Annotated in this window: 7 protein-coding genes; 4 read left to right on the top strand and 3 right to left on the bottom strand. The window is 64.7% G+C overall.

The window, feature by feature from the left end; translation table 11 throughout:
* Positions 1–425: 425 nt before the first annotated feature.
* The gene (opgC, locus tag ACSFB7_RS19985) at positions 426–1568 is read left to right on the top strand and encodes an OpgC domain-containing protein (protein WP_435473182.1); all 1143 of its coding nucleotides are present in this window, start codon (positions 426–428) and stop codon (positions 1566–1568) included.
* 21 nt (positions 1569–1589) lie between these two features.
* Here opgC and ACSFB7_RS19980 read toward each other — a convergent pair whose 3' ends face one another.
* From ACSFB7_RS19980 to ACSFB7_RS19970, 3 genes are read right to left on the bottom strand one after another with little or no spacing between them, the layout of a single operon-like run.
* Complete coding sequence (locus ACSFB7_RS19980) at positions 1590–2351, bottom strand: SGNH/GDSL hydrolase family protein (protein ID WP_435473405.1); 762 nt, start codon at positions 2349–2351, stop codon at positions 1590–1592.
* A 31-nt stretch (positions 2352–2382) separates the two neighbouring features.
* Positions 2383–3147: an anti-sigma factor gene (locus tag ACSFB7_RS19975; RefSeq protein WP_435473181.1), complete on the bottom strand. Its 765-nt coding sequence runs from the start codon at positions 3145–3147 to the stop codon at positions 2383–2385.
* A gap of 25 nt (positions 3148–3172) precedes the next feature.
* Positions 3173–3748, bottom strand: a complete 576-nt coding sequence (locus tag ACSFB7_RS19970; protein WP_435473179.1) for an RNA polymerase sigma factor — start codon at positions 3746–3748, stop codon at positions 3173–3175.
* Positions 3749–3952: 204 nt separating this feature from the next.
* On the opposite strand from ACSFB7_RS19970, the gene ACSFB7_RS19965 reads away from it, so the two are divergent.
* From ACSFB7_RS19965 to ACSFB7_RS19955, 3 genes are all read left to right on the top strand, one after another.
* Complete coding sequence (locus ACSFB7_RS19965) at positions 3953–4489, top strand: hypothetical protein (RefSeq protein ID WP_435473177.1); 537 nt, start codon at positions 3953–3955, stop codon at positions 4487–4489.
* Positions 4490–4497: 8 nt separating this feature from the next.
* The gene (locus ACSFB7_RS19960) at positions 4498–5811 is read left to right on the top strand and encodes a tetratricopeptide repeat protein (RefSeq protein WP_435473175.1); all 1314 of its coding nucleotides are present in this window, start codon (positions 4498–4500) and stop codon (positions 5809–5811) included.
* A gap of 292 nt (positions 5812–6103) precedes the next feature.
* Complete coding sequence (locus tag ACSFB7_RS19955; RefSeq protein ID WP_435473173.1) at positions 6104–16159, top strand: hemagglutinin repeat-containing protein; 10056 nt, start codon at positions 6104–6106, stop codon at positions 16157–16159.
* Positions 16160–16166: the final 7 nt, after the last annotated feature.

Raw genomic sequence — 16166 nt, 5'->3', positions numbered from 1 at the left:
GCTTTGTTTTAAGCGCCTTGGGGTGTTCTGGTGTTGCTGCTGTTCGGGGCGACGCTCACGCCGACACGGTGCTCTTTTTCGCGAATGTCCCCCGCTTCGCTCCTCCTTTATTTCGCGAAAAAGAGCCCCGTATCGGCGTGAGCGCTCAGAGCACTTGTTGATCGGGCGCAAACGCAGAGCGTGCCCTGTGCGAATGACACCAGGTGCTCCCCGCAGCGAAATAAAGGAGGAGCGAAGCGGGGGACATTCGCGGAGGGGAGCACCTGGTGTCATTCGCACTCGTCCCGAATGAACCCGCACCCGCCCCCGCCCCCGCCCCGAATGAACCCGTACCCCAACGCAGCAAGAGGTACGCCGCCCTTCTTACAATCCGTACCGTCTTGCGTGCGCCGCGCAGGCCGCCACCAAGACCTCGCCGCCGACCGATGAAACGCTACTGGGAAATAGACGCCTTGCGCGGGCTGATGCTCGTGCTGATGACCGTCACCCATCTCCCCACGCGGCTCACCGATCCGCTGGGTCAGCCTTTTGGTTTCGTTTCGGCGGCTGAAGGTTTTGTGCTGCTGTCGGCGTTCGTGGCAGGGCTGGTCTACAGCCGCATCGGCTACCTGCGCGGGGTGGACTCGATGCGCACCGCCTTCTGGCGGCGCGTGCTCAAGGTCTACCTGTGCCAGGCGGCGATTCTTCTGTTCCTGTTCACGGTGATCGCCGCGCTGGGGCTGCACATCGACCAGCCGGCAGTGAAGAACCTGGTGTCCTACTACCTGGCCGAGCCGCGCGACGGCTTCCTGTACGGGCTGCTGCTGATCTACGAACCCGCGCTGCTCGACATCCTGCCGATGTACATCTTTTTCATGCTGATGAGCCCGTGGGTGCTGGCCTTTGCCATGCGCCACGGCTGGACGCTGGTGATGGTGGTCAGCGTCAGCGTGTGGGCGGCGGCGCAGTTCGGCTTGAGCGAATGGGTCTACGGGCTGGCCGTGCGCTACCTGGGCGTGCCGGTGCCCTTCCATGAGATGGGCGCCTTCAACACCTATGCCTGGCAGTTCCTGTGGTTCGCGGGGCTGTGCATCGGCGCCACCCGCAGCGGGCCTGCCGCGCGGCCGCTGCGCTTTCCGGCGTGGCTGCTGGTGCTGGCGGCCGGCATCGCGCTGTACGGGCTTTACTGGCGCCACACCGGCATCAACGGACAGGCGCCGTTCGGCGGCGATGTGGAGCTGAACCTGCTGTTCGACAAATGGCAGCTCGGGCCGCTGCGGCTCGTCAACCTCGTGGCGCTGGGCATCCTGGCCGTGCGCTTCGGGCCATGGCTGATGCGCAGGATTCCGCGGATGCACTGGCTGGAGGCAATGGGTTCGGCCTCGCTGCCGGTGTTCTGCGCGCACCTCGTGGCGGTGCTGCTGGTGTTGACCTTCTATGGCGACAGCCAGACCGCGCGGCCCTGGTGGGGCGACGGCCTGCTGCTGCTGGCGGTGTTCGCGGGGATGTACTTCGTGGCGCGCTTCACACGCGGCGCGGACCTGCCGCCGCCGGCGGACGACGTGCCTTCGGGGCCCGCGCCGGCCTGAGCCGCGCGGTCGCCACCAGCATCAGGGCAACGAGGTCGCGACCGGCGCTGGCGGAATGCTCGGCAGGTGCGGCGCGATCACCGAATGCCACAGCCGGTAGCCCTCATCCGTCATGTGCAGTTTGTCGCTGCGAAACAGCTCGGGGCGCGGCCGGCCATCGGCGCCGATCATCGGCGTGTAGATGTCGATGTACTCGCTGTTGGGCAACAGGTTGAGGTAGGCCGAGATCACGTGGTTGGTCTCGCGGATCTGCGGCATGAGCTGCTCGCGCGACGGGCTGGGCTTGACCGAGATGAAGCTGATGCGCGCATTGGGCAGCTCGGCGCGCACCGCGTTGGCAAAGCGCGCGAAGCTGTCGAGCACCTGCAGCGGCGTGCGGCCTTCGGCCAGGTCGTTGTCGCCGGCATAGACGACCACCTGCCGGGGCTTGTAGCGCACCACGAGGTCGCGCGCGAACAGGCTGCAGTCGAACAGCGTCGAGCCGCCGAAGCCGCGGTTGACGATGCCGCCAGGCACCCGGGCAAAGTCCTGCTGCATGCGGGTCCACATGCGCACCGTGGAGCTGCCGACGAACACCACGCCGCCGGGCGCGGGAAAGCGCTCCTGGTCGGCGCGGGCAAAGGCCGCGAGCTCGTTGTGCCAGCGTTCCTTGGCGGCCAGGTAGTCGCGCGCGGACGCGGCCTCGGCGGCGGCCGTCTCGGATTCCTGGGGGAAGAAGGCAGGCTGGGCGTGCGTGGCGAGCGCAGCCGTCAGCAGCGCGACCGCGGCCAGCGCGGTTTTCATCGAAGACATGGGAAAGACTGGCAACAACAGGTCAGATGGTTTTTTCGATCAGGGCGCCCTTGAAGACCACGGGGCCCTTGGGTCCGCTGCCTGGCGGGACGCCGCCCTTGGCTTCCAAGGTAACGGCCAAGGTAGGCACGGCGTGCACATCGGATTCCGATGCCGCCAGCCGCAGGCCCGGCGCATTGTCGAGCACGCCGAGCGAGCGCGGCGCGCCGCCCGGCGGCAAAGCCCACAGTTGCAGCGACTTGTCGCCGGCTTCGGCGTAGTTGCCTACACGTTGCAGCACGAGCTGCTTTTTCTTCGGGTCGAAGGTCACGAGCATCGAGGCGGCCGATTGGTCGTCGGACAGCACGGCCACGTACTGCACCGCCGGTGCATTGTTCAACTGGTCGCGCAGGTTGAGCCCGACCACCACGGCCAGCACGGTGGCCAGCGCGCCGGCCGCCGTGGCGCCGCGCCAGAGCGCGAGGCTGCGCAGCCAGCCGCCCGGCTGCGGCTTGGTCGCGCTTGCGGCGGCATTGGCCGCATCGCGCTGCAGTTCGATGGCGTGCTGCGTCTTCTCGGCGTCGATGATGTTGCGGATGCGGGTCCACACGGCCGCATCGGGAACGATCGGGCTCTGCAGCTCGGTCATGCTTGCGAGCCGGCCTTGCCAGACCAGCGCCGCGGCGCGCACCGGCGCCTGTTCGCGGGCCATGGCCTCGAAACGGCGGCGGGCGCCGCCGCGCAGGGTGCCCAGGGCGTGGCTTGCCGCCAGCAGTTCGAGCAGTTCGGGGTGTGCGATGAGATTCATAGGGCCGCCTTCTTCGTCATCGCCTTCATGCAAAGCGTCCCATGCAGACGCGCAGTTTTTCCAGTCCGCGCCGGATCCATGTCTTGACCGTGCCGAGCGGCAGCTTGAGCTGTTCGGCCAGCTCGCCGTGGCTCATTTCGCGCAGGTAGGCCAGGCTGACCACCTCGCGCTGCCGGCCTTCCAGCTGGCCCAGGCACTGGTGCAACGCCCAGGCCTGCTCGCTCGCATCGGCGGTGTCCGCCGGGTTGGGCGCGTCCGATTCGAGGGTGTCGGCCATCAGCTCGTCGAATTCCTGGGTGAGCTGGGCGCGGTCGGCGGTGCGCCGCCGCAGCAGGTCGAGCGCGCGGCTGCGAACGATCAGCCCCAGCCACGCCAGCGGCGGACTGAGCGAGGACCGATAGTCGCCAGCGACTCGCCAGACGGTCAAGAAGGCTTCCTGCAGAACGTCTTCCGCCCATTCGCGCTGCCGCACGACGCGCATCGCCAGGCCCATCAGCTTGGGCGAGGTGCGGTCGTAGAGCTGCCGCAGGGCGGCTTCGTCGCGATGGCCGATGCGATCGATCAAGGCCATCAATTCGGCGTCCGGGCTGGGTGCTGTCATTCGCGGATTGTGGGCCATCGTTGCGCATGCCTGATATACGGCCCGCGCGGCCGCTCGGATTCAGGCGGCGCAGCGGCTCAAAAGCTGGATCCGGACACCGTTGCAAACGGCCTGGAATGCGCTTCCGTTCGTCGTCGATTGGAAACATTTGTTAACGTATACTGCCCCGAAAAATGGAGAGGGGCCGCGTGCGCGGGGGGAAGCATGAAGCAAATTGCGATCGTGATTGCGCTCTGCGTGGGCGCGTGGTTCTTCTTTGTCGGCGGCCGCAAGCTCGACGAGAACAAGGTGCGTGACTACTACCAGAAGGAAGCCCACGCCATCTACTCGCGCGATCCCGATGCGCTGTGCAAGCTGCTCAGCCGCAAGGCCCGGGTCGAGAGCAAGACCACGGTCATGGGGAAGGTGGTGGAGCGCTCCCACGACCGCGACGAAGCCTGCAAGTCGAACCGCGACGCCTTCGAGACCTTCAGCCGGGTCGGCGAACGGATGGGCGGCATCCTCACCATCGAATTCGACTACCACCTGGACGACATCGAGGTGGCCGTCGACCGCAAGAGCGCCGTCATCAAGGGCACCAGCCTGCTGAAGATGGGCGACGCGCTGCTGCAGTACAAGACCAGCTTCACCCAGCGCCTGGAGCGCGAACTCGGCCAGGTGCGCCTCGTGCATTCGGACGAGGTCACCGTGATGCGCATGGGCGGCCCCGGCGCCATGAGCCAGAGCGACTTCTTCAAATAGGCACCGCCATGATCGTCGTCAGGGATTCGCTTCCGCCGCCACCGCCGTTCTGGCACCGGCTCAACAGCTTCTTCGCCTTTCCGCTGCAGATGCGGCCGCTGGCCTATGGCCTGCTGCTGTCGTTCTGCAGCCTGCTCTTCGATGCAATCTTCTTCCTGCCCGATGCCCTGGCCTTCGTGGTCATCGAGGTCGGCATCATGCTGGCGGCCAGCCGCTACGGCTTCAAGATCATCGCGCTCGGCGCGCGCGGCATGCGCGACTCGGCCAACTTCGGCCGCGAGTCCAGCGACGACTGGACCTACCTGCCCTGGAAGCTGTTCGCCATCTCCGTGGTGCAGGCCTTCCTGATCGGCTGGCTGGCCTGGTACGAGCCGGTGCTGGGCACGGTCGGGTTGTTCGTCATGTCCTTCACCTTTCCGGCGGCGGTGATCGTGCTGGTGCAGTCGGGCAGCTTTTTCCAGGCGATGAACCCCGGCCATGTGATGGACGCGATGCGCATCATCGGCTGGCCCTATGCGCTGCTGTGCTTCTTTTTGTTCCTGCTGAGCACGGGCGCGCAGATCGCCATTTCGATGGTGCTGCCGGTGTTCGACGGCCGCATCGTCCTGCCGATCGTCAACTTCGCTTTCATCTATTTCGGCTGGGTCATGGCGAGCCTGCTGGGCTACGTGATGTTCCAGCACCACGAGGCCTTCGGCATCGACGCCGTGCCCGGCAGCGAACTGCGCGACGGCGCCCCGGTGGACCGCCGCACGCCCGAGCAGATCGCCGCGCAGCGCACCGATGCCGAAGTGGCGCAACTGATCACCGACGGCGACCTGGCCGCCGCGCTCGGCACCGCCTACGAGGCGCAACGCACGGCCGCGTCGGACGACCTTGCCGCGCAGCGCCGCTACCACCGCGTGCTGACGATGCTGCCCGACAAGCAGGCCACGATGCTCGACCAGGCGCGGCGCTTCATTGCGCTGCTGATGCGGCGCGACCTGGGGTCCGAGGCGCTCAAGGTTTTCAAGCTGTGCCGCGAGCGCGACAAGACTTTTTCGCTCGAAGACCCCGCGATGGTGATTGCGATGGCGCGCGCCGAATGGCGCAACGGTGATGCGCACGCCACGCTGGCGCTGCTGTCGGGCTTCGACCGGCGCTTTCGCGGGAACGAGGCGATTCCGCAGGCGTATGAGTTGGCGGCCCGTGCGCTGGTGCAGGGGCTGGGCCGTGCCGACATGGCGCAGCCGATTCTGACGACGCTGGAGTCGCGCTATCCGGACAGCGAGCAGACGCGGGAAGTGCGTTGGTTGCTGCGGCCGGCTGCGCCGGCGGCATAGGGGCGGGTGCAGGCTTTCGGCCTGCAGGATTGTTTACCTGACGAGGCACTTCGGCGGCCAAGACTGGCCATGAGGGCTGCTTCTCTGGCGCCTGCCATTTCGAAAAAACCACAAATCACGCGTCGATGTAATTCGTATGAATTACATCGACGATAACTTTTTATGCACAGTTTTGATTTGTGAATAAGTACCTCGTAAGCAAAGGTTTCCATTCTGCATAATCGCCTCCCGTTCGGAGCGTCTTGTCACAGATCGCGTCGCGAACAGACAACTATCAGGGAGCGCCAGAAACATGAATCGCCATTTGCATCGCATCGTCTTCAATGCCGCGAGAGGCATGCGCATGGTGGTTCAGGAAACGGCCACGAGCACGGGCAAGGGGGCGTCCAGGGCAACGAGCGGTGGAGGGGCGGCGTCCTCGGCGTCCGCAGTGGTCGCATCGGCGCTGGCAACAGCCGCACTGTTCGGGCTCCTGGCGGCGATGCCGAGCCAGGCCCAGATCGTCGGCGCCCCCAACGTTCCCGGCAACCTTCGTCCCACCGTGCTGGTCGCGCCCAACGGCGTGCCGCTGATCAACGTGCAGACGCCGTCCGCCGCGGGCGTTTCGCGCAATGTCTACAACCAGTTCAGCGTGGGCCCCAACGGGGTGATCCTGAACAACAGCAGAACGAATGTGCAGACCCAATTGGGGGGCTGGACGCAAGGCAATCCCAATCTGGCAGGTGGCTCGGCGCGCATCATCCTCAACGAAGTCAACGGCGGCATTCCAAGCCAGCTTCGCGGGTACATCGAGGTCGGTGGCCAACGCGCTGAAGTGATCATTGCCAACCCGGCCGGCATCAGCGTCGACGGCGGTGGCTTCATCAACGCGAGCCGTGCCACGTTGACCACCGGCACGCCGCAGTTCAGCCCAGCAGGAAGCCTCGACAGCTTTCTTGTGCGCGGCGGGACGATCACCATCGACGGCGCGGGCCTCGATGCCCGCACGACCGACTACGCCGCCATCCTGGCGCGGGCCGTGCAGGCCAATGCCGGCATCTGGGCGAGTGAACTCAAGGTGGTGACCGGTGCGAACCAGATCAGCGCCGACCACAGCCAGATCACGCCCACATCGGGCACCGGTGTCGTGCCGACCTTTTCGCTGGACGTCGCCGCGTTGGGCGGTATGTACGCGAACAAGATTTCGCTGGTCGGGACAGAGGCTGGGCTGGGCGTGCGTAACGCCGGGAACATCGGCGCAGGTGTCGGCGGGCTCATCGTCACCGCCGCGGGCCGTCTCGAGAACATCGGAACCCTGGAAGGGCAGCGCGTTGAACTGACGACGCCCGGAGACATCGACAACCGCGGCGGCACGATCCGCCAGACCAGCACGGTCGGCCTGACCATTGCCTCGCCAGTCTTGAGCAATACCAATGGTGGCGTGATCGGTGCTGAACCTGTGAGTGCCGCAGCAGGCAGTGCAGGCACGGGTGGTGGTGCGGCGAACCCGGGAAGCACGACGCCAACCAGTGGCGGCGGCACGACGACGCCATCTGCAACGGACGGCGGCGGCGCCAGTGCGGGCGGCACATCCACGCCCGCCACGTACACACCGCCTGCGCCCGGCGTCATCACCGCAGGCGGCACCATCTCCAACGACGGTGGACGCATCCATGCGGGTGGCCCCATCGCGCTGAACACGCCGCAGGTCAACAACGCAGGCGGCTCGCTGTCGGTGGCCAGCATGGCCGTTTCGGGCCCAAGCTTCAGCAACGCGGGCGGGACCCTGAGCGCCAGCAACAGCTTCAGCGCCAATGTGGGCCAACTGGACAACAGCGGCGGCAAGCTGAACGCAGGCAACCTGAACATCGTCACCAGTGGCGACCTGGTCAATGTCGATGGAACGCTGACCAGCGCCACCGATGCCAGGCTCACGGTCGGCGGCAAGGCTGACAACACGCGCGGCGTGATCTCGGCCACAGGTGCGCTGACCGCGGGTGTCACAGGGGCAGTGAACAACACGTCGGGCACCCTGATTGCCAACAACAATGTCATGCTCATGGCTGCATCGCTGGACAACGGCAAGGGCAGCATCCAATCGGTCAATACGAACGCTCGGCTCACTGTCGGTAACCAGCTGAGCAATGCTGGTGGAGCGATTGGCGCGGGTACGGACGTGTCCGTGCAGGCCGGCTCGCTGAGCAACAGCGGTGCCATTCGCGGCACGAACGATACGACGCTCAATGTCTCAGGGACGCTGGCCAACAGCGGCAGCATCACTGCAGGTCGCAACACCGCAATCACAGCCGGCAGTTTGACATCGGGGCGCGGCAGCGTGTTCGGCGCCGGCGTACAGAACGACGGCAAGCTTGGCGGTGTTGGTGATCTGCGCGTAACGAGTATTGGCGCATTGGTCGCCAACGGCACAAACCTCGCAACCGGCGATGCCACGTTGCAAGGCGCAGGTGTCGATCTTTCGGGCAGCCAGACCAGCGCGGCCAATATTGCGATCACCGCGACCCAGGGCAACGTGCTCACCGGCAGCAAGGCCACTGTTGTGACGCTCGGCACCTTGAGCATTACTGCCAAGGCCCAGCTCGACCAGCGTCTGGTGAACGACGCCGGCCAACTCAATGCCGGGCAACTGAAGCTGAACGCCTCAAACATCGACAACACGAATGGCGGCGAGATCGTGCAGACCGGCACGGGCGTGGCCACCATTGCCGCCACAGGCACCTTGAACAACGACGGTGGACGCATTGCCAGCAACGGCCAGGACCTGACCCTGCAGGCCGGATCCATCACGAACACCAGCGGCAAGATCGAACACGCTGGCGCAGGCACGCTGAAGATAGAAGGTGATAGCTATAGCGGCGCTGGCGGCCGCATCATCACCAACAGCGCACTGTCGGTCGCCATGTCGGGCACCTTTGCCCAGGACAGCGGCGAAGCCACCGCCAAGCGGATCACCGTCGAGGCAGGCTCTTTGAGCAATCGCGGTGGCCAGATCATTCAGACCGGCACGGACGCTACACGCATCACCGTCGTCGGTGCCGTGGACAACACACTCGGCACCCTCGCGAGCAACGGCAACACGAACATTGCGGCTGGCAGCCTTTTGAACCAAGGCGGCTCGATCCGTGCGGCCGGCACATCGAACCTCGATGTCAGCGCAGTCGATCTGCTGGACAACGGGACGCACAAGGGCAGTGACAGCAAGGACAAGACAGGTGAAATCGGTGCGGGCGGCAATGCCACCATCACCGTCAAGACCGGTGACCTCAAGAATGGCGCTGGACGCATCACCGCTGTGGGCGACCTGAGCGCCACTGTGGGCGGCGCGGTCTTGAACAAGGGCGGCACGCTGGCCAGCAACGGCAGCACCACGCTGATTGCGGACACCCTCGACAACGCGACCGGGGGGCGCGTGGCAGCCGTCGGGGGTGACCTGAGCGTCAAGACCACAGGCGCCACCACGAACGACGCCGGCTTCCTCCAGGCCGAAAAAAAGACCACCCTCTTCTCCACAGGGCTGAGCAACCAGGGCGGTACGGTCTTCGGCAATGACTTGTTGGTCGACACGAACGGCAAGACCCTGGACAACAGTGCCAAGGGGCTGATGGCTGCGACCACGACGGCCAAAATCAATTCGGCAACCTTGGTCAACAACACCGGCACCATCCAGTCCGACGGCACCTTGAACCTGACCAGCGGTGATTTACAGAACGCGGGCGGATTTGTCGGCACCAAGGGAGCGCTGACGGCAACCACCGGTCAGCTGACCAACGATGGCAAGGGCTTGATCTTCAGTGAGAGCACGCTCGATCTCACGGCCACCGGTCTGACCAACAGCGGCGGCCAGATTCAATCGAAGGGCGACCTGACCTTGAAGGCTGGCACGGGGAAGCTCGACAACACCAAGGGCCTGATCCGCTCGAATGGCGACGTGATCGCGAGCGGTGCGAGTGTCGTCAACAACGACACCAACGACAGCGACCACGGCATCGAAGGCGTGAACGTTGCCATCACGGCCGGGTTGATTACCAACCGGGCGGGGGCCGTTCGGGCCGATCAGAAGCTTGCTCTCGCGAGCAGCGAGCAGATCGACAACACCTCGGGCCTCGCATCGGCCGGGGACACACTGGCCATTATGGGAACCGCCACGTCCGCGGGCGCGAAGAACCTGTCCGTCATCAATACCGGGGGCACCCTGGTCGCGGGCAAGACCGTCACCGTGGACGCGGGCTCGGTGACATGGGACGGCAAACTCCTGTCGCGCGGCGACATGACGCTCTCGGTGAGCCAAGACATCACGTTCGGCGCTGGCAGTCAGACCGTGGCCAACAACAATCTGACGCTCACGACCACTGGCAATATCAAGAACAGCGGCCGCTTGGCGGCGGGCAACGACCTCACGCTCAACGCGACGAATATCGACAACACCGCCACTGGTGACATCCAGGGCAAGACCACCACGCTCAATGCCTCGGACACGCTCACCAATCGCGGCGTGATCGATGGGGTCACGACGCGCATCAATGCCGGTACGCTGAAAAATACGGGCACTGGCCGCATCTATGGCAACCGGGTCGCCATCGAGGTCACTACGCTCAACAACGACACCGAGACGGTCCTGAATGTGGCATCCGCAGGGACGATTGCGGCCCGAGAGCGCCTGGACATCGGTGCAGGCACGCTCAACAACAGCAATGGGGCATTGATCTTCAGCGGTGGCGATCTTTCTATCGGTGGCAAGCTGGTGAATGGCGAGGCAAGCGAGACTGCCGGAAGCGTGAACAACCATGCGGCAACCATCGAAGCCACGGACAACGTCAAGATCAAAACGGGCGTCCTGAACAACACCAATGGTGGGGTGACATGGACGATGCAGTCGGGTCAAGTGCGCGCGGTCGTGGAATACGCGCTAGGCGGCAGCACCCAACGCTACACGCCTGAGCAGGTGCGCTATGTGCAAAACGTCGGTGGCCTCGGCATCAATGACATGAACACCTGGCCGAGCTTCAGCACCTCGCCCGCCGACATGCCCGTGTTGCCCGGCGCCAGCAGTTGGACGCGATTGCTTGTTCCATCGGACAGATACCCGCTGTCGCGCTTTGGCGCCTATTACGGCAAGTCGCCCGCTCACAGCTCCGACCGGAACGAGATCCGCTACATCAGCATTGACTTCAGCGAAACCGTCACGCTTCCTGGCGCGTACTACCCGGCCTCCGATCCCATCTGGGCCACCTTCGGCGTCAGGCCGCCCCCGGTCATCCCTGCAAACCATCCCGCACGCATCGACCCGAATATTGTTGTGGGACAGGACAGCTACGGCGTGCAAAGGCCTGTCGGCATAGATGGACAGACGGTCACGGACAAAGTCCCCTTCGACCACCCTGTGACCCAGGCCGAATACGACCAGTGGCAGAGCTACCTGCAGGCACACCAAAACATCGATACGGCCACGCGCGCCTTCATCAAAGATGTGCGCGAGCACAGCTACGATGCATGGAACTACTGGGGCTACACCGAGCAGAGCCACACGCCGGTGCTGCAAAGCTCCGCGCCTGCCAGGATCATCGCTGGCAAGGCCATGAACATCGCGGTGAGCAGCGGCACCAATGACACGAGCCAAATTCTGGCTGGTGGCAATCTCACGGTCACGGGCGGCCAGATCGCCAACAAGAACGTCGAAGTCGCTGGCGATAAGACGCAAACCGGCGCAAGTGGATTCAGCCGACCCGATGGCGACAACCGCAGCTTTCTGTCGGTGCCGTTCACGCTCTCCATCCCAACCACTGTCACGCTGGCGGCCGCACGCCAGGAGGGCAACGTGGCGGTCGGCGGCAGTGGCGCCGGTACCGGCAACCTGGCCGTCGGTCAGACAAGCCAGGGTGTGGCCAGCGCAAGCGGCGTCAACGCGACCGGGCATGCAGGGGGCGGTGGAGCGGGGACAGGCGTTAACGCGCCGGGGGGCGCCAACGGGAACGCAACCGGTCCTGTCGTCCATCCCATCGTCGAGGTCCGGTTGCCGTCATCCAAGGACGGCATCGGGCAGGTCGTGCGCACCACGATGCCGGGCGTGACCGCGCCTACGGCCAGCTTGTTCCGCACCCGTGCGGAGGCATCGAGCCACTACCTGATCGAGACCGATCCCCGCTTTGCGAGCTACCGCAACTGGCTCAGCAGCGACTACCTGTTGAGCAACCTGGGGCAAGACCCCAACAACGTCCTGAAGCGCCTGGGCGACGGGTTCTACGAACAGCGCCTTGTTCGCGAGCAGGTCGCTCAACTCACGGGCCAACGCTACCTTGATGGTTACGACAGCGACGACAAGCAGTACGCGGCGTTGATGGATGCGGGGGCGACCTTTGCGCGGCAGTACGGTCTGCGCCCTGGCATTGCGCTCAGCGATGCCCAGATGGCGCAATTGACCAGCGATATCGTGTGGCTGGTCGAGCAGACCGTCACCTTGCCTGATGGCAGCACCCAGCGCGTGCTTGTACCGCAGGTTTATGTCAAGGTGCGGGAAGGCGACATCGATGGCTCGGGAGCCTTGCTGGCCGGCAAGGAGGTCAACATCAAGCTCGACGGCGACTTCGTCAACAGCGGCACCGTGGCCGGACGCAAGACTGTCAGCATCACCGCCGAGAACATCCAGAACCTCAACGGCCGCATCTCCGGCGACAGTGTCGGACTCAACGCCAGGGTCGATCTGAACAACATCGGCGGCACCATCGATGCCGCCAACCGACTGGAGGTCACGGCGGGGCGCGACATCAATGTGCGCACGACCACCAGCAGCGCCACGTCCATCAACTTGGCGCCCACGAGTCTGCTACCCGGTGCCGCGAGCATGAAGAGCGCCACGATCATCGACCGCGTCGCGGGCCTGTACGTGAGCAATCCGGGCGGAACGCTGGTGGCTTCGGCCGGTCGGGATGTCAACCTGATCGGCGCGATTGTTGCCAACAGCGGCAAGGATGGAAGCGTCGAAGTGGGTGCCGGACGCGATGTGAATCTGGGCACAGTGACCATCGGCGACCAGCAAATGGCCCTCACGGACCCGCGCAACTTCCGCGCGGACACGCGCACGCAGGAGATTGGCACACGCATCGAGAGCCAGGGCGACATCAGCCTGCACGCCAAGCGGGATGTGAGCGTGCGTGCTGGCACCATCAACAGCGCCGATGGTGCGCTGGACGTATATGCCAGGCGTGACATCAACATTGTCGAGGGGCAGTCCACCGTGGGCCTGGGCGAGATGCGCTTCCATTCCGAAAGCAGCATCTTCGGCAGCGAGAGCACCCTGTCGCAAGGCGCTGCCGCAGGCACCAAGGTCATCGGCAGCAGCCTGGGCGGCAAGACGGTCATCCTCGACGCAGGCCGTGACATCCTCGTTCGAGGGTCCAATGTCGTGAGCGACACGGGCACCGAGTTGTGGGCCGGCAACAATGTCACCATTGAAGCCGCCACGCAATCGCAGGCAAGCAAGTTCGCCCGCGAGGACCACAGCAGCGGTGTCTTCGACTCCAACATGGGCCTGACCTGGGGGCGTCAGGATCAGACCGGGAGCCGCAACGGCGTACAGAGCACGGCAGTGGGCAGCACCGTCGGCGCCATCTCGGGTGATGTGACCATCACGGCTGGCAACCAGTACCGTCAGGTCGGCAGCGACGTGACGGCTCCTGGCGGCAACATCGACATTCAGGCCAAAAACATTGAGATCGTCGAGGCCCGAGAAACCAGCCGCACGGACACCAAAGAGACCTTCTCCCAAAGCGGCCTCTCGCTGGGCGTGAAGTCGCCACTGTTGAGCACCTTGCAAAGCGCCATCAACACGACCGAAGCCATGGGAGATACCAAGGACGGCCGCATGCGCACGCTGGGCGCGGCCAGCCTCGCGGCGAGCGGCTACTCCACCTACCAAGGTATCAGCAACGATGCCGCGCGCGTGGCGGCCGGCCAGGCGCCTCAATCGGTGGGCGGTGGTGCCACCCTGACCCTTGGTGGCAGCTCGAGCGAAACCACCAGCACCCAGAGCAGCGACACCGCGCTCGGCTCGCACCTGCGAGCCGGCGGCAACGTCACGCTCACCGCCACCGGCGGTGGTCGGGACTCCAACATCCTTGTGCGCGGCAGCGAAATCAGCGCAGGCAAGAACGTCAATCTCTCGGCGGACAACAACATCACGCTCGAAGCCGCGGCCAACAGCAACAGCCAGAGCTCGACCAGTCGAAGCAGCAGCGGCAGTATTGGTGTGGGTCTGGGTGTTGGGCAAGCCACGGGCATGACCATCGAAATTGCCGCAGGCAGCCAGCGTGGACGCGACAACGGCACCGACGGCACCTGGACGCCGAGCACGGTCAGCGCGGGGCAGCAGGTCAATATCGCCAGCGGCGGGGACACCACCCTGCGCGGCGCGACCGTCTCCGGCAGGCGCATCAATGCCGACGTAGGCGGCAATCTGCGCGTCGAGACGCTGCAAGACGCCAGCACCTATCACAGCCAGAACAGTGGAGGCGGCTTCAACGCCACCATCTGCGTCTGGTACTGCTATGGGGAAAGCAGCGTCAGCGCATACGCACACAACACGCGCGGCGATGGCAGCTTCGCGAGTGCGACCCAGCAAAGCGGGTTCCTGGCCGGCGATGGTGGCTTTGGTGTGAAGGTGGCGGGGAACACGAGCCTTGTGGGCGGTGTCATCAGCAGCACGGATGCGGCCGTGAACAACGGCAGGAACAGCTTCTCCACCGGCAGCCTGACCATGACCGATCTGGTCAACCACGATGTCTTCCGAGGCAGCGGGTACAGCGTCAGTGCCAGCGCGAGCACATCGCAGGCGAACGGCACGAACGTGGGCTCACCGAACGTTGGCATTGGCAGCAAGAACGTCAATCAGTCGAGCATCACCCAAAGCGGTATCTCGGGCATTGCGGGCAACACGGGTGTGCGCACTGGTGTAGACACCACCAATGGATTGCGGATGACCGACCGCGAGCGCGCCATGCGCGAGATCGGGGCGCAGGTGACGATCACCAACACCGCTTCGGGTCAGGTGATCCAGTTGGGGCCGCTGGCCGTACAAGCGGTGCTCAATGCGCTGGGGGGATTCTTTGCGCCTGCGCCGGCTGTACCAGGCGCACCACCGTTGACGCCGGCGCAGCAGGCGCACAACGAGATTGCACAACTTCGCAATGACCCCTCCCTGACGCCAGAGCAGCGCGCGGACCTGCAAAGGCTGGAAAGCTTCCTCAATGGTGCAGAGGCGGTGTACGCGCAGCGCCGCGCCGCGGCCGTCACTGGAGACCAGGTCGTGGGAAATGGCGACCCGAATGCGCAGCAAATGCAATTCTTCTTTCCGGTGAATCCGGTCACTGGTGTTGCTGGAGGGGCAGCTGCCGGATCAGCCGCTGCGGCGGGTGGTCTGCAGCGCGACCCCAACACCGGACTGCTGATTCCGCCGAAACTGGAGAACATTGAGGCTCTGATCGCCCGCAGTCCGGCGTTGTCGTTGCTTTATGGGGCTTACCTGCTCGTGCAGACGGCGGTGGACACGACGGTCGGTGGTTTCGGTGCAGGGCAGCAGCCGAGCCCCGGTGGGCCGATGGTCAATGTGCCGATTGCGCCGGATCGCAGCGGTGGTAACACCAGCAGCCCGACAACGGACCCGAGCCCCGATGGTCATATCGCGGGTGGGGGGTATGGTTCGGGAGCCGTGCCGAACTATGGTGGGTCGACGAGCGTGCCAAACAATGGGTCGAACGCCGGTCCGTTGGGATGGATCATCACGAACAGCCAGGGGGCCAATGGTGCTCCAGGCAGTGGCTCTACGCCGCAGAGCATCGGAGATATCACGGGCACCACGGTGTTTACACAGCCGTCGCAGGGGCAGCGAATTTCTGGAGAAAACGCTGGCGTGCGCTTAGGGGCGTGGGGCGAAGGGCCGAATCTGGCTGGTGGCCTGCTCAATCAGTTGTCGCCGGGTGGAAGGTCGATTCAAAACGCCAGTGGCAATGGTGCTGACTACATTGGCGGCACCATCGATCACGTGGGTATGACAATTCCTGGGTTCGAAGTCAAGGCAACCGATACGGGAAATAGGCAGCCAGTGGGAAATTTGCCGGTGCGGATGAAAGACTGGATCGACGAGGCTGCGAATTTTCAGACCGTTGCAGGCAAACCAATCAGTGCTTCAGATCAAGCCTACGCAATCTATTTGAGCGGTCTCCTCCAACAGGGTTATACGATCAAACCGTACGTGGTGGAGGTAGCCGTGCCTGCACAGGGCCAAACGGGTCGACCGACGATCCAGGTTACACCTTGGCCTGTGCCCAGAGGAACCTCGCGTCCGCGCATTGCGCCTTGAGCAGAAG

The organism is Variovorax raffinosi (assembly GCF_051216615.1).
Classification (GTDB): domain Bacteria; phylum Pseudomonadota; class Gammaproteobacteria; order Burkholderiales; family Burkholderiaceae_C; genus Variovorax.
The sequence above is the reverse complement of the archived record's forward strand: the minus strand, read 5'-3'. Positions and strand labels throughout refer to the sequence as shown.

Excerpts from the sequence above, each read along its gene's own strand:
- ACSFB7_RS19970 (WP_435473179.1), bottom strand. The coding sequence starts at position 3,748 with ATGACAGCACCCAGCCCGGACGCCGAATTGATGGCCTTGATCGATCGC.
- ACSFB7_RS19955 (WP_435473173.1), top strand. The coding sequence starts at position 6,104 with ATGAATCGCCATTTGCATCGCATCGTCTTCAATGCCGCGAGAGGCATG.
- opgC (WP_435473182.1), top strand. The coding sequence starts at position 426 with ATGAAACGCTACTGGGAAATAGACGCCTTGCGCGGGCTGATGCTCGTG.
- ACSFB7_RS19965 (WP_435473177.1), top strand. The coding sequence starts at position 3,953 with ATGAAGCAAATTGCGATCGTGATTGCGCTCTGCGTGGGCGCGTGGTTC.
- ACSFB7_RS19975 (WP_435473181.1), bottom strand. The coding sequence starts at position 3,147 with ATGAATCTCATCGCACACCCCGAACTGCTCGAACTGCTGGCGGCAAGC.
- ACSFB7_RS19980 (WP_435473405.1), bottom strand. The coding sequence starts at position 2,351 with ATGAAAACCGCGCTGGCCGCGGTCGCGCTGCTGACGGCTGCGCTCGCC.
- ACSFB7_RS19960 (WP_435473175.1), top strand. The coding sequence starts at position 4,498 with ATGATCGTCGTCAGGGATTCGCTTCCGCCGCCACCGCCGTTCTGGCAC.